We start from the raw sequence: 15,173 nt of genomic DNA, 5'->3' as shown, positions 1-15,173 counted from the left end.
AAGTTATATAAACCGCCTAAACGAAAAGCAAAGTTATCTTGATCAATGGCAGCGTCAGTATCGGCGCCAGTTGCATGGTCTGTTGATGTCTGTTCATATTGGTCATAACGGCCACCAGCAATCACAACCCAATTACCCAGTACTAACTGGTCTTGCACGTAAATCCCAACCTGGCGACTTTCTAAATCAAAATCAGTGGTATAAGTGTAATTAAGCGTACTACCGTCAATCTGTTGGTGATTAGGGTTGAAGATATCAATCGACGGAGCACTGGCATCTTTATAGATGATGCGTGAATCTAATTGCTGATAATCAAACCCTAACAGCACGTTATGCTCAACCGAGGCAGTATTAAAACGACCTGAAATTTGGTTATCTATGACAAAACTCTGTGATGTTTCATCGGTAAGATAAGCGCGGCGGCCTAAGGTACGCATATCATTCTCAAGCCCAGTGCCATAAGTATTTTCTTGATAAGCGTCCGCGTCCATAAAACGCGCATTCATTAAGAAGCGCCAATCCGCATTAAATTCATGGTTAATTTTATAACCCAACATTAATACTTCACGCTCGTAAGTATTCCAGTTCTCATCACCGGTAAAGGTACTTGAATCAAGCTGACCGTTCGGATTGGCCAATACACTGCCTGCCCCCGGTAATGATGTATAAATACCCGCAGATGGATCATTCTGATAATACATATTAAAATTAACGAGGGTCTTATCAGACACCTGCCAATCTAAAGACGGTGCAAACACATAACGTTCTTCTTCCGAGGTATCAGCTTGGCCATCTTTCTTCCGTGCCATCGCCACAACACGATAAGACAAGTTTGTATCTGCGATCTGGCCTGTTGAATCAATAGAGAGTTCTTTACGATCGAAGTTCCCTGCTGTCACCGTCACATCCGTACTCTGTTCTTGTTGTGGCGATTTAGCAATGAGATTGACCATGCCCCCTGGTGGAATATTTCCATACAAAACAGAAGTTGGTCCCTTAAATACTTCGACTTGTTCAAGTGCAATTGAATCAATTTGTGGCTGTAAATTCCAGCCATTAAACATCAGCGGCAAACCATCGTAAAAATTCTGATAGTTAATAAAACCACGAATATTAAATAAATCTAATCGAGAAACCGCGCCACCCCTTAGTTCCGTATTCACAGCCGGTACATAACGTAATGCTTCTGCTACTGACTTAACCCCACGTAAATCTAGCGTTTCTCGATCAACGTTCGAGATAGCTTGAGGTGTATCCATAGGCGCTAATGCCGTTTTTGTGGCGGTATTTCGATATGCTTTACCGAAGACAGTCATTTGTTCTTCAGTACTATCGCTAGAACTATCGATAATAGGCTGTTCAGCAAAAGCTGAACTCGAGAAAGCGCAAATAATGGCAAAGGCCACAGGGGATAATATACGAGCAGGTTGGTGTAACATTCGATCTCCAAATCTCAATCTATACAAATGATAATTATTATCGTTCGCATTGTATAGAGAGATTTAGAGAAAAAATTAACAATTTGGTGCAATAATCAAAAAGTTCAAATTATTTTAGCCTCGAGGTTCGATTGGTAGCCAATATTCCATGTAAGAAGATGAGTCCTCAGGGTCATAATTTACCGGATAGATCTCCAATTCATAACCATCAACACTGTCATAATTTGAATCAGGTATCCAATGTGAAAACAACCAAGCAAGTACTTGTTCTAATTGTTTAATCGGACCTGTAAATGGAATAACAGCGTACTCTTGTGCAGGTACATCTATAGTATCTAGTGACGTGGTACCGAGTAAAGCACCCGCAGTACTTCCCGCCCAATAAGGAATTGCATTCATATCATCATTAGCGTCAATAACACCCACAACACCAATCAGTTCTATATCCATATGCTTTGATGATACTTCACTCAATACGGATGTTTTTTCTACTTCCGGCAGATTGTAGATAAATTCAGACCAAATTTTAGGCACTTGTTGCTGATAATTAGGCTCTAATGAAAACAAGCCAGAAATAACACCAGAGGTACAATGAAGCGTAAATTCTGGACGGGTTTCAATACGGATTTGCAATAATCTAGCCGTCAAATCAAAACTATCTAACACCCGAGAACAGAGCTTAATTGGAGTGCGTAGACCAAGGCGTTTACCTCGACGTCGGTACGCCATTGGCGAATATGCAAACATATTTTTAAACGTACGACTAAAACTGACTTCAGAGCTAAAACCTAACGCCAACGCGATATCAACAACCCGACTTTTACTGCCTAATAATTGCTCAGCTGCTAAACTCAGTTTTAACTCTCGCACATACTGCGCAAGATTCAGCCCCGTTTCATGATGAAATACGCGCTGTAATTGCCAACGTGACCAACAACTTTTATCCGCCAATTGTTCAACCGATAACGGTTGGTCTATGTTTTCATTGATAAAATCCAACAACTTTCCGATGCGGGTAAAACGGTTAACTTGTTTTTGGTTTTCTTTCTGCATCGTACGCACAATACCTTCGGTAAATAATAGAGGAACATAATAGAATTTAGATAATCCATTATAAGAATAATTCTCATTTGTGCAATAAAACGGAAGGATAAATCGTGATGGATATACGCATTGGAAAACAACTCAGGTTATTTATTTGGACACGCTAAACAAAAATCGCCATCACTACGACGATAATACATGCAACAACTGACCCGCTTTACCGACCACTGTTTATCATTTGGTTGCTTGTATAGTGAATCCAAATATTGCGCTGGCATATTCATGGCGGAAAACCAACGTTGGGCTTGTTGATAGATATCGATAGTCGGTTTATGTTTTTGTAGCTTCAACAGATTAATCAAAATAAGGTCTGCCAATAATTGCTCTGCAAGCCTAGAGGTAAACCTAACTATGGCAGAAAACTGTTGATGTGATCCATTAAACAAAATAGATAATTCTTGCCCCGCATACGCCACTAATTGTGTTAATTCGCCTGTAACCATGGGTTCTTTCGGTAAAATATATCCCGCGACTAAGCCATTATCATAATATTGGCCGATATGACGTAATTTAGGCACCGCCTGCGTTGTATAAACGCTAATAAAAGCGAGTTGGATTGGCTGCCAAAGTAACATGATCCAGCTTTGTGTTAACCAATACGCAGAGCCAGCTTCGGGATGCTCGACTTTCCAATATTGGTATAATTGCTTCATTACATCTTGATTAGCTTGCTGTAAATGAATGTCAGCTTGCTTTGCGGATCCTATTTCACCTTTAAGTAATGGGGTTATGGTCTCTGCTGTTTTAAAAAGATAACTATAATCATCTCTGTGCATAATTTTTCTTTTGTAGCCTTTTTGAACTAAAAATAGTTAAGCAATAAATAGTTAAACAAAAAATGATTGGTACTGTTTTGGCGTCACCGCTAAACGTTTTTTGAAGTTTCGTTGTAAATGGCTTTGGTCTGCAAACCCTAATGCTATTGAAGTATCAATAATAGAATACCCAGATTTAAGTAATGTCTTCGCACTCTTAATTCGTTCATCTAATTGGAAGGCATGCGGTGACAAACCATAGGTCTGTTTAAAGGTACGCAGTAAATGAAAGCGACTTAACCCCGATTCTTGAGCAAGGTCGGTGAGTGAATGATTGACATCAAGTTGGTCGGCAATCATTTCTTTGACTCTGTGGATATGTGTGTGTGCTGATTTTTCTAGATCTTTCGTTAACCAATGCTGCTGCATATATTCTATCAGTAACGCTTCTGCCGACAGTGCATTAGATTCGAGTAATAAATTGGTAAATAATAAGTCAAAATGTCCATACGCTTGTTGGCTACGTAAATAAGGATTGGTAAAGGGAGAGTAATCAATGCTATCTATGCCACTGATCTCAGCTTGCAGTTCTCCCACCCAACCTGTATCAACAAATAACATACGATAAGACCAATCACCTACAGTTGGGTTACATGAATGGATATCACCAGGGTTAATAGTCACCGTATCACCTTGGCCAATACGATTGTGCTGATTTAAGTTGTTATAATCAGCAATCCCGGTATCAATCACACCAAATGAAAATTCATCGTGCGTATGTCCCTGATAACAAGCATTAGAGCGCGACGCTTGCCGCATTTCGACAAATGGCAACGCCTTACTTTGTTTGAAGAATACTGCTTTGTCCTGCTTCATTGCTTTCATCCTTGTGTTGTTCATGTCCAATCATGGTTATTATCAATTCCGACCGTAATGACTAGCCATTCAAAGTACCTTGGTTATCATCCCTGTCACAGACCAAAGAACATCGAAATAACAGTACCACTGAGTAATAATCCCATCATCATGTTAAATCTTATTTGTCGTGTCCGCGTTGATAATTGGTCTCGAATAATATGTCCCATGGCAGCCCAAGTCGATATGCCAACAAAACATACAGTAAATGATATCGCACTGAATACAAGTAAATAGAATGTGGATTGTGTCTGAACGGACACAAATATACTCACGCCTGACATAGAGACTAACCAAGCTTTCGGGTTTAATCCTTGTGATAATACCCCATCAATAAATGCAGGCGGTTGTTTTACCGCTGCACTAATGGTTGAATTTAAGGGGACTGCTGTCGCAATTTTAAATGACATGAACAGGAGGTAAATACCAGCGAGATATTTTAAAAAATGGGTTATTTCTGGAAATTGCACTAACGATTGGCTTAAACCAAATCCAACCAACAATACAATCAGAGTGTAAGCGAATGTTGCGCCAATAACATGCGGTACGGTGCGACGAAATCCAAAACAAGCGCCTGAACTTGTCGCAATAATATTAACCGGCCCGGGAGATATGGCGCCCACTAGGGCAAAAATAGCCATCGATAACATAACTGTAATCATAAACACCTCTACATAAATTGATGTTTACACTATACCGTTTGACTGACAGCCAGTATTGAACAAAATTGCTATTCCCTACCATAAAAAATAGCGCCTATTCACCTTTGGGCATATCAAAACTAATGCCCTGTGCTAAAGGTAATTCACTGCCGTAGTTAATCGTATTAGTCATACGGCGCATATAACTCTTCCATGCATCTGAGCCACTTTCGCGACCACCGCCAGTGTCTTTTTCGCCGCCAAACGCACCACCGATTTCCGCACCAGACGTACCGATATTGACATTGACTAACCCACAGTCAGAGCCGTTTGCACTCATAAATATCTCAGCTTCGGCCATGTCTTTAGTAAAGATCGCGGAAGACAGTCCCTGACTGACACTATTTTGGATAGCGATAGCTTGCTCAAGTGAATCGTAACTGTGCACATACAGTAACGGTGCAAAAGTTTCTTGCTGAACGATATCAGCTTGAGGGTCGATATCCACAATAGCGGGCGTAATATAGAATCCGTGCTCTTCTTTGCCTTTATTGCTTAAGTTCGAGACTCGTTCACCACCCGTGATCAACTTGCCCCCCTGAGAGATAGCCGTATTGATACTCACGGTCATGGAATCAATGGCATGCTGATTAATCAGTGGTCCCATTAAATTCAGGCCATCAAAGGGATCACCAATACTCACTGTTTTATAAATTGCTTCTAGTTTGGTAAGCACTTGATGTTTTAAGCTACTATGCACAATCAATCTACGCAGCGTCGTACACCGTTGTCCGCTTGTTCCCAAGGCAGAGAAGGTGATCGCACGAATTGCTAATTCAAGATCGGCACTCGGGCAAACAATCATGGCATTATTACCACCAAGCTCTAGCAGTGTACGTCCCAATCTCGCTGCGACACGGCAATTAACCGCTCGGCCCATTGCACATGAGCCTGTTGCTGATACCAATGCAATATCCTTATGATCGACCAATTGTTCAACCTGCGTTTTCTCACCAAACACGATACTACTGAGTTCCGCATTACCCCCAAATTGTTTAATCGCTGACAATAATAATCGATGGCAAGCCAGTGCACTGAGTGGTGTTTGACTTGATGGTTTCCAAATGATGCTGTTTCCACAAATCAAACTCAGTGTCGCATTCCAAGCCCATACTGCCATGGGAAAATTAAACGCTGTAATGATCACAACAGGGCCAATAGGATGCCACTGCTCCATCATTCTGTGATTTGGTCTTTCGGTGGCAATAGTTAACCCATAAAGTTGTCGCGATAAGCCAACTGCAAAATCACATACGTCAATCAACTCTTGCACTTCACCTAAGCTTTCTTGAAATGGCTTACCCGCTTCAAGGCTAATAATGGTCGCTAATTGATGTTTCGCTGCACGGGCTTTTTCGGCAAACAGTCTTACTAACTCACCTCGTTGTGGCGCAGGCACACTACGCCAATGATAAAACTCAGTTTTTGCACTGTTGATCACGTTTTCAATAACATCGGGTTGGGCATGACTGATGGAAACAAATTTTTGACCATTGTTCGGGCTAATCACATCTACTTTCGTCTCACTATCAAAGCACTGGTCCCCCAGAAACGCACTACCATAGTGTTTATCTTGAGCATAAAAATCGCCAAGAACGGTTTTCAAAATTGCTTCATGCATGTGATTCTCCTCGTCATTAATGTTAAATACTTAATTCCGCGTCTCGATAAGATTTCGCAAACTCATTTGCCAAAAAATCTTCAATGTCTAACGTCTCTTGCTCAACAAAACCCTGCCTTTGCTCACTACTATTTAAAATTAAATCAACCGTCGTGACTGCCGCACTCGCTGTAGAGATTTGGATCGCACTTTGCTCTGCAGTATGTCGCAGTAAAAAAGTACGACTACATTGTCTTAATTTTTCGTCGACATAACCCGTTGCCACCACAGATATCAATACCAGATCCTGCATTGTGGTCGCCACTGAACTTTCGAATATTTCCATCAACATGTCGCGACGTTTACCCTCTTCCCCTAGTCGTAAATCATGAAACAAGAACTTCATTAGCTTGCAATGGCCTGGATAACGGATAGTTTTATAAGTCAGTTCTCGCAGTTTTCCGTCCAAGGAATAACAAAGATTAGCCAGACCACCCGAGGTATTAAACGCCTCGTATTCAACGCCAGAAATAGAAAACACTTCACGACCTTCTAATGGTTCAGTTAAGGTCTGGATATGATTTTTAATGGACTCACAGGGATTGGCATATTCATTAATTAACCCTTCTGTTGACCATGTCAGGTTGTACATCATTTGATTAGATGGATATTCAGGTAAGGCACCAACACGTAATTTAAGACTATCAAGACGATCGAAATAAGACCGAAAGCTGTAACCTAAAATACCGATAAAGCCAGGGGCTAAACCGCACTGCGGCATAAATACCTGCCCCGGCGCTGCAGCGAGTGCGATTTCTTTAATGGCTTGGGTACAACGTACATCTTCGGTCAAATCAAAATAACTACAGCCATTAGCTAAGGCGGCCTGTGCAACGTAAGGATTATCATTGAATGTTAACGCCGAAATGACCGCATCCTGCCCCGTGAGTAAATCATTATAATCTCGCATATCAGGTGACGAATTAGATAATAACTTAGTTGTAAATTGGTCACTAAAATGAGCGACTGCATTGGGGTTGATATCAGCACCCGTAACATCATAATCAGGGTGACTATTGAGGATTTTGGCTATTGCGCCACCAATTCGACCAAGCCCTAAAACAACAATTCGTTTTGCCATTCATAACTCCCTAAGACTGAACTCTTATTAATGCATGAGTACAGTCTATCCCTTTCCATTTTTACGGATAAAAAGCGACTAACACCTAATTTTCGTTATCGGGGGTAGTACTCCCAAGTATGGATTTCATATTAGTCGATTCAAATATTTTATCTGCACTCATCGGTACAAACCCTTGGTATAACTCGCCATTTTCTTGGTTAAACCGCTGTGCAAATTCGTAATAACAACTGCTAATAGCTTGTTCGCCAGCATCGTTAAAATTGACAATGCAAGTATCTGCCATGGTTGATGCTTGAATTAATAAATCCGATGGTGCGCCTTTGATCACCCCACCGGCCTCATTCAGCTGATAACCTTGTTGCTGTAATAACGCCACGACGTCTGTCAATTCAGGGGTGTTTTTTAAGTGATTTACAAAGATGGTGAAATGGTTAGCACGTAATCCCCAGACTGATAACCAAGCGGCGTATTCGGACTCTGACGCTAAGGTTTGATAGTCTGCATAGCTGGGTAATTGCCATAACCGACCGGCACTTAATAAAGGACTGAGTCCTCTGCTCGATTGCTCAAGTAAGGGAGACTTTAATGTCGCTTTTGTCTGTTCAATAATATCTTGAATAATGACCTGAGAAGCGTCGGATAAAGACTGCCAGCGCAGTTCACTAATGAATATTTTGGTCGGTGAGTTATTATGAACATAACAACGCGCATCTAACTTTTTAACATCAAACTGGTAAGAATCAAGATGCCGATAACCGAGCGCTAATACCTCATCTTCTAATATATCGATGCCAATATGCGAGTCGGCGAAGGTACGAAAAGCAACGTGATCATTCACTAACTCTTCACCACGATGCTCAAACAGCTGATGTATATCGACTGCTTGTGGGCTAATGACACTGTACTGTTGCCAAAGTTTGGTAAAAAATGCATCTAAAACAGACATAGGTTATCTCCTTAATTGCATTGCTGTTTTCAGAGATGATTAATACTAAGATAGGTGATGAATTCGGGTTTTGCTAGCAGGCGAGATCAAGTGTGAGACGTCAGAGGGTTAAGAACGGATAACTGAGTCATACTCTGGCTTAAAACGTTAGTGCGGATGACTCTAATAATAAACAGCCTACAACGGAAAGTAGACTGTTTTCGCTATCAATATTTTGGACTATCGCAACAGATCAAGAAACTCAACTGGTGCTGGCGCCTCAAAAGTGAGTCGTTTGCCAGTATTCGGTCGCGTAATACTTAAGCTCAATGCATGCAGTCCCATGCGTGGGCCATCAGTGCCATAACGAGGATCGCCAATCACCGAATGTCCTAACCAGGCCATATGGACACGGATTTGATGTTGTCGACCCGTCTCGAGTTTAACTTCAAGCAATGTCAACTCCTTTACAGTGCGCAGCGTTTTAAAATGCGTGACGGCGTTTTTGGCTTCCGAATGTGGACCGACAATCATCTGATACTTCTCTGGGTCCATTCTCAAGGGCTGGTCAATCCGCCCTTGACTTGGTTTAGGGCTACCTTCAACTACCGCAAGGTAGGTTTTTTCGGCCCCTGACCATCCCTCATTCACAGCGTCACGCATCTCACGAGACGTTGCAAACATCAACACACCCGATGTATCACGATCGAGGCGATGCACAGGCCATAAAGCAACAGAGTTTTTTGCATGTGAGAGTTGCTTGCGAAGAATAGCAAGCGCATGCTGCTTGTTTTCATTGGCTGATGCCACTGACAACAAGCCTGCAGGTTTGTTAATGACGACAAGATCATTGTCCGAATACAAAATTTCGAGGTGGCGAACACCCAGTTGCGTGTTCTTACCCGCTGCCCGAACCTCGACATTGTCGCCAACTTCAAGCTCATGGTCATGCTTCATGATCTGCTGATCGTTGACCAGTACGCATCCTGTTTTCAGTCGTTGTTTTATGTTTTTTCGACTCCAGCCTTTTAGCTGAGTATTGAGGAAAGTCAGTAGACCAGAGGCCTCTTTCACTCGTAATCTATCAGACATAGTAAGTTATTCTCCAACTAGCTTGTTCCTGTAATGCTTTAAACATAATGATCATCACTTAACATTTATATAGTAGACGTCTCGATTTGATAAAACGAACCGTCCTGTAAATTATTTTTTAATCTTGTAAGTTTTTTTAATCTTGTAAGTTATATAACCAAGCTACTTGAGTATATGCAAGACTAATTATGAGCCTGAGTATATTGATATTAATTTTCAGCACAAGATAAACCTGAATGTTTGACCAGAATACTAATAACACTGCATAAAACCATCCGATTAAGGATCATTAAGCCCCACCCGCTTCCACTAACCATCACTAACCCCCACTAAGTTCCATTGGGATCTATTAAGTATTATATGAGGAGAAAAGCTTAAACCCTGCATCAATCATTCGATTGCCACATTTCGCCCAAATATCAGGCTCTGTGAAATAAAATATTAAAATATATTTTTGGGCGGAATCTTTACCTAATGTGTGCCCTTACAATGCGTAAATACAAAATATAATGATGCATTTAATGCCCCATTATTACACCGTCGAAACCGTGATCAACTTGAAATTCACCCAACACATTGAAGCCTAAACCACTGAGCGAACCCCCTTAAAACCTTGAAGAACACAAGCTGGCCAAACCAATTCTAACCTACTGTTTTTGATAGTTATACTCTTCCATTTCATCGGAATTAGTGATAGGAGAATATAACCCAAAAAACACGTTTACAGCCTTTGTTGGCATTTTTTTAGTAAAATACGATGAAAGCCGTTATGCATCCAACACGAGGCTTTATTAGCATCGATTAAACGCTCTAAGTTAATCTCATCATGGAGCCTCAATTATACTTAAAATGCTTGAGAGAGCCTCTCAGGCCTCTTACTGCTTTGATTTTATATGGGCTATCATGTATAAGTAAGCCGCCGAGTCTTGGCTAATGCGAACAGCTATCGTACAGAGTCAAAAAATAAGACATGTCACTGCTTTTATTCCACGCATTTCAATTCTCGCCATAATCATAACCCCAAGGAGACCTATGTTAGACCCAGTGTTTTATCAATTCTCAACAAGTACTACCCTTATACTCTTAATTGGCTTTTACGGCCTTACCTTTCTGTTCTCAACCTTAGCTTCAAAAAAATCGAGCAGTGTCGATGGCTATATGGTTGCCAATGGCGCAGTAGGATTTGGCATCGCAGCAGCAAGTATGACGGCCACCTGGATTTGGGCAGCATCTTTTTACGGCGCGGCAAGCTCAGGCTACCAATATGGTTTATCCGGCGCTATGCACTACGGATTCTGGGGAGCTTTAATGATATTATTTATCTATCCCTACGGACAACGCTTTCGTGAACTCGCCCCTAGAGCACGTACCTTAGCTGAAATAATGCAAGCAAGACACGGTTCTTCAAGTCAGCTTATCTTAGCCGTTTCAAACTTAGTTGGTAGTGTTATCAGCCTAATGGTTAACTTCACAGCTGCGGGCGCGTTGGTATCTGTGCTAACACCATTGTCTTTCGAAGTTGGCGTAGTAATAGCTGGTATTGGCGTTTTATCTTATACTTTATGGTCAGGTTTCAGAGCTTCAATCTTAACCGATTTCGCACAAGTTGTGGCCATGATGCTCGTTGCTATTGTGTTAATCCCTTGGATTTATTTCAACATGGGCGGCTCAGAGGCACTTTCACAAGGCTTCAGTATAATCACCGCTGAACAAGCCGACTTTTTCTCGACTAAAGCAATTTTAGAGCAAGGCGCACCATTCTTTGTCGCCGTTCTTGCCTACGGCATCGGTAATCAAACAATTGCCCAACGACTTTTTGCGGTACGCAAAGACCTCATTAAATCGTCATTTATTACTGCGACACTAGGCTACGGTTCAATCGTTATCGGTTTGGGTATGCTTGGTATGATGGCACTGCTTATGGGAATGACGCCTCATGAAGGCGACCTGAACAACCTGATCCCACAAGTTGCTTCAGCCTACCTACCGCCATTTGCTATCGGTATGCTGTTTATCTTAGTTATTGGCTCTTTGTCATCAACAGCCGATTCAGATCTCTCTGCACTTTCTGCTATTGTTATGACTGATATCTACGCTAAAAACTTAGCGAAAGGTAAAATCGACAATAAAAAGATGCTGCTACTAGGTCGTATAACCATGATTGTCGCGACAGCCCTTGGTTTAATTCTCGCTAGTTTCTCGCTCGACATTCTAGTCATGCTGGTATTTGTTGGTGCATTATGGGGTACGCTTGTCTTCCCTGTTATCGCTAGCTGTTATTGGGACAGAGTGACCAACCGCGCTTTCTTAAGTGCTGTACTCGGTGGTCTAATTCTATTTTGCTTGGTTCGTTTTGAATGGATCGCACTTGTCGGCCTTTGGGCTTATAGTCTAGAATTTATTGCTGCTGTCGGTGGTGGTACTGTTATTGGCTTAATGTTCTTTGGCTTTACAAATCGCAACGTGGCGCTTATCGCTGGTTCAATCGTTGGTGTGTTATGTGCGTTCTATTTCCACGACTTCTTACGTGACTACACTGTGCTGCTTGGTTCTCTGGTTGCCTACGGTGCAAGTACCATGATTTGTACTGCGGTTAGTCTCACAAGCAATGAACGATTTGACTTTGCGCTGATCCATGAACGCGTTCAACATTTTGATGATTAAACACTAGGAGCACAACATGATGTTATCCCTCTATATTTTAATATGGCCAGTAATTTCAGCAGCAGTGCTGTTCGTTATCGTCAGAGCTTTTGTTAAAGACTTGGCAGAAGCCAAACGCGAAGACCGTGATATAGTTTAAACAAGAAAATGCAGAAAATACTCTCACTGCTCAATGACTAAACATCACTGAGTAGTGTGTTATAAAAACAAAACACCCATGTGAATTCAACATTCACATGGGTGTTTTTATATAGTCACTAAGCCCCGAACAGAAATCCCTTTTAGCCAGATATGTAATCATCCAACCAACGGTATACTGTATTCCAACTTATAACGTCGTAATTTACGCATGAGGTGGGATGACGCTTTTGTGCAAAACCTAGTAGCACACGGAGTTTCGCAAGATTGCCTAGTTAAGGCTGCCTATCTTCAATGCATGAAATTATTTTAGCCGCCATCATTTTTAGCTCTTCAGGGTTTGCAAGTTCAAGCGCATGTCCTTTTATACTACTTGCATCAAGTATTGAGCCTGGCAACACATGAAAATGAAAGTGAGGAACAGTTTGGCCTGCCTTTACACCATTATGTTGAAATACAGTAGAGCCACCGAACCCAACTGCCTTTTCAACAGCCGAACCAATTAATTTAACTGTACGCATGCAAGCCATTGCAGCCTCATCGCTAAGATCATATATGGTTACTGCGGATTCCTTTGGAATGACCAATGTATGCCCTGCCATTTGCGGCATTATATCCATAAAAGCCAACGTATATTCGTCTTCATAGACCTTTATACAGGGAAGCTCAGCCCTTAATATTTTTGCGAAAATATTATTGTTGTCGTACTCAGTGAACATACCTTACTCCTTGGTGAAAACAGTCAATTGTATTTTTCCGTTTGAAGTTCTTGTTGAGCGAAGTCGCTGCACGGCAGAATAAACAAGCGCGCATTCATACAAGCAATATCCCGCTATTAGGGTGGTGTTATTGGAGTATGGGAAATGAACCATTCACAACAGCAACGATTAAATTCCAGTTGTATCGAATGTTAAAAGCAGGGGGCGGATACAATAAAGATTAAGCATAATGAATAAGTGTATTCGCCCCCTTTATTCTATTATTTCTTCGCACTGACTCCCATCAGATGCTCGACCTTTACTATGTTCTTAAAGCCCGCGGCTTTTAGCCGGCGGATGACGCCGTCAACAAAGCTGCTTCCCTTCTTTATTATGTGTGGATTTCCGGTGTAATGAAACAGCTGTCCGTCTCTGCGTAGCACCCGGTAGATCTGTCGGTAGAACTCTTCGCTATAGAGCTCTCCAGCAAGGGAAAAACGCGGTGGATCGTGAATGACCGAATCGAAAGAAGCCGCATCCATGGTGCGGATCAGCTCATAGCTACTGCCCTGACGTTGCACTATCCCCTTGTTCCCCAAATCGTTTGACCAAGGGTTCTGCGCACGCAGTCCCATTACCTCTGGGCTCAACTCGATAGTGAGTACCTCGCTTGCGCCTAGTCGGTGGGCAGCAATAGCCGCATAACCTAGTCCGCTACAGCAATCCAGTACCTTATCACCCTTGCGCACAGCCTGCTTAGCCATCTCGGAAGCACTAACAAAAGGGTCGGTTCCCTTGGATATGTGCATCTTGACGCCACTAATTTCTAGCAGAGGTGATCCTGCAGTGGGTGCAAGTTTATAGTAGCCACGGCTGCGGTCTTCAAGCGGAACCATATCGCCATCGCTACAGAGGTAGATCCTCTGCGTCTTCTTGACGATTTTTTTGAGTTCGTCAATAGAAAGTCGATTGTCTTCGTCGAGCACGAGGCTCTGGTCACTTAAGGAAAAATCCTGCTCAGAAAGATTCAGATCAACGGAGATCCGCACGCAAGACTGTCCTTTGGCGATAGCCTCCAGCGCCTGTTTGGCATTTGTTGTATGAAGGTAGTAGTTGGGCATATAGTTCGTCTATCTAGTTAAAAATACTGGCCCTACTATACACCTTCAACGTTAGAGGGCTTACTTAAATAATGATATTCCTCTGAAATAATGAACATCATCGACTACTAATTAACTGATGATTGCTCACTGCCACAAATGACGATGCTGAAATTCCTTTGGCTTATCTTGCAACACGTGTTGACGACAGGATTACAACGAGTACGGGATAATGGTGATAACAAATAACGAAGGTGTAAGGTCGGTTTGAGCGCATGGTTAGGTATTTATGAACCACCTTTTAAACTTGGATGAAGAAAGAGTATTAGTGCGGCGATGACTGCACCCACAAGTTCCATAATCAGGAAATCCCACTGAATGGTCTCATTATCTCCATCCACTATTATTCCGTATAACCGTGATAATCCGACTGTAGTCAGGATACATATGATCGCGACAAGGCCAAAACGAACGGAACTATCTCTACTTGCTGAATACGCGAACAACACACCAAGTCCAACGAGAAGGCCACCATACGTCGCTCGGACTTCAATTTTAGCATGGTTATTGTCTATAATAATGCCCATATTCGCAACGGAGCTAACCGGTTCAAGAAAGCCAATAACCCCATATATGATGAATACTGCCGCAAAAAAGTATAAAAAAGCGTTGGGCAAGCGTGCAATTAAGGATTCCAAAACCTCACCTATGAGCGAGTAGCATAGTATGCGACCACACGTGGATCAGCACTGATGCGCTTCTGATGCTCCACAAGGCTAGGAGCCAGTCGCTGAACGATATCTGTAGGTACGTAATCAAGATTTCCCGCGCACAACGAACGTGTCTGAACGAAGACCTTTAGGTCAGCTACTGTCAACTGATTGTCGGCGAAATACTT

15 protein-coding genes are annotated in these 15,173 nt (G+C 42.1%); 2 read left to right on the top strand and 13 right to left on the bottom strand.

The genetic code is table 11. From position 1 onward, the window contains the following. The 9 genes from PE36_RS22405 to PE36_RS22365 form a co-directional block, all read right to left on the bottom strand. Nucleotides 1-1,439: TonB-dependent siderophore receptor (locus tag PE36_RS22405; RefSeq protein ID WP_006034402.1), on the bottom strand; the 1,439-nt coding region annotated here is incomplete at its 3' end. A 114-nt stretch (nucleotides 1,440-1,553) separates the two neighbouring features. Next, entirely contained in the window at nucleotides 1,554-2,492 is a 939-nt protein-coding gene (locus PE36_RS22400; RefSeq protein WP_006034401.1) for an AraC family transcriptional regulator, read from the bottom strand. Between the two features lie 137 nt (nucleotides 2,493-2,629). Then, nucleotides 2,630-3,319 carry a siderophore ferric iron reductase gene (locus PE36_RS22395; protein ID WP_006034400.1) on the bottom strand — a complete coding sequence of 230 codons (690 nt, stop codon included), beginning with the start codon at nucleotides 3,317-3,319 and terminating at the stop codon, nucleotides 2,630-2,632. Nucleotides 3,320-3,370: 51 nt separating this feature from the next. Further along, nucleotides 3,371-4,174, bottom strand: coding sequence for an AraC family transcriptional regulator (locus tag PE36_RS22390; RefSeq protein ID WP_043994989.1), 804 nt, complete (start codon nucleotides 4,172-4,174; stop codon nucleotides 3,371-3,373). A 95-nt stretch (nucleotides 4,175-4,269) separates the two neighbouring features. Further along, nucleotides 4,270-4,875 (bottom strand): LysE family translocator, encoded by a 606-nt coding sequence (locus tag PE36_RS22385; protein WP_006034398.1) that lies wholly within the window; start codon nucleotides 4,873-4,875, stop codon nucleotides 4,270-4,272. A 94-nt stretch (nucleotides 4,876-4,969) separates the two neighbouring features. After that, the gene (locus tag PE36_RS22380) at nucleotides 4,970-6,535 is read right to left on the bottom strand and encodes an aldehyde dehydrogenase family protein (RefSeq protein ID WP_006034397.1); all 1,566 of its coding nucleotides are present in this window, start codon (nucleotides 6,533-6,535) and stop codon (nucleotides 4,970-4,972) included. Between the two features lie 22 nt (nucleotides 6,536-6,557). Then, on the bottom strand, nucleotides 6,558-7,655 hold the full coding sequence (locus PE36_RS22375; RefSeq protein WP_006034396.1) for a saccharopine dehydrogenase family protein: 1,098 nt from the start codon (nucleotides 7,653-7,655) through the stop codon (nucleotides 6,558-6,560). Between the two features lie 85 nt (nucleotides 7,656-7,740). Beyond that, entirely contained in the window at nucleotides 7,741-8,604 is an 864-nt protein-coding gene (locus PE36_RS22370; RefSeq protein ID WP_006034395.1) for a DUF1338 domain-containing protein, read from the bottom strand. 219 nt (nucleotides 8,605-8,823) lie between these two features. Beyond that, entirely contained in the window at nucleotides 8,824-9,675 is an 852-nt protein-coding gene (locus tag PE36_RS22365) for an RluA family pseudouridine synthase (RefSeq protein ID WP_043994988.1), read from the bottom strand. Between the two features lie 1,032 nt (nucleotides 9,676-10,707). Here PE36_RS22365 and PE36_RS22360 point away from each other — a divergent pair. Beyond that, nucleotides 10,708-12,339, top strand: a complete 1,632-nt coding sequence (locus PE36_RS22360; RefSeq protein WP_006034393.1) for a sodium:solute symporter family protein — start codon at nucleotides 10,708-10,710, stop codon at nucleotides 12,337-12,339. A 16-nt stretch (nucleotides 12,340-12,355) separates the two neighbouring features. Next, nucleotides 12,356-12,478, top strand: a complete 123-nt coding sequence (locus tag PE36_RS24830; protein ID WP_043994987.1) for a putative transporter small subunit — start codon at nucleotides 12,356-12,358, stop codon at nucleotides 12,476-12,478. Nucleotides 12,479-12,752: 274 nt separating this feature from the next. Here PE36_RS24830 and PE36_RS22350 read toward each other — a convergent pair whose 3' ends face one another. The 4 genes from PE36_RS22350 to PE36_RS22335 all read right to left on the bottom strand — a co-directional run. Next, nucleotides 12,753-13,196 (bottom strand): HIT family protein, encoded by a 444-nt coding sequence (locus tag PE36_RS22350; protein WP_006034392.1) that lies wholly within the window; start codon nucleotides 13,194-13,196, stop codon nucleotides 12,753-12,755. A gap of 260 nt (nucleotides 13,197-13,456) precedes the next feature. After that, entirely contained in the window at nucleotides 13,457-14,296 is an 840-nt protein-coding gene (locus PE36_RS22345; RefSeq protein ID WP_006034391.1) for an RsmD family RNA methyltransferase, read from the bottom strand. A gap of 266 nt (nucleotides 14,297-14,562) precedes the next feature. Beyond that, on the bottom strand, nucleotides 14,563-14,973 hold the full coding sequence (locus PE36_RS22340; RefSeq protein ID WP_043994986.1) for a DUF4345 family protein: 411 nt from the start codon (nucleotides 14,971-14,973) through the stop codon (nucleotides 14,563-14,565). A gap of 8 nt (nucleotides 14,974-14,981) precedes the next feature. Then, the coding region (locus PE36_RS22335) for a glutathione S-transferase family protein (protein WP_006034389.1) at nucleotides 14,982-15,173 on the bottom strand (192 nt) is incomplete at its 5' end.

Source organism: Moritella sp. PE36, assembly GCF_000170855.1.
Lineage (GTDB): Bacteria > Pseudomonadota > Gammaproteobacteria > Enterobacterales > Moritellaceae > Moritella.
The sequence above is the reverse complement of the archived record's forward strand: the minus strand, read 5'-3'. Positions and strand labels throughout refer to the sequence as shown.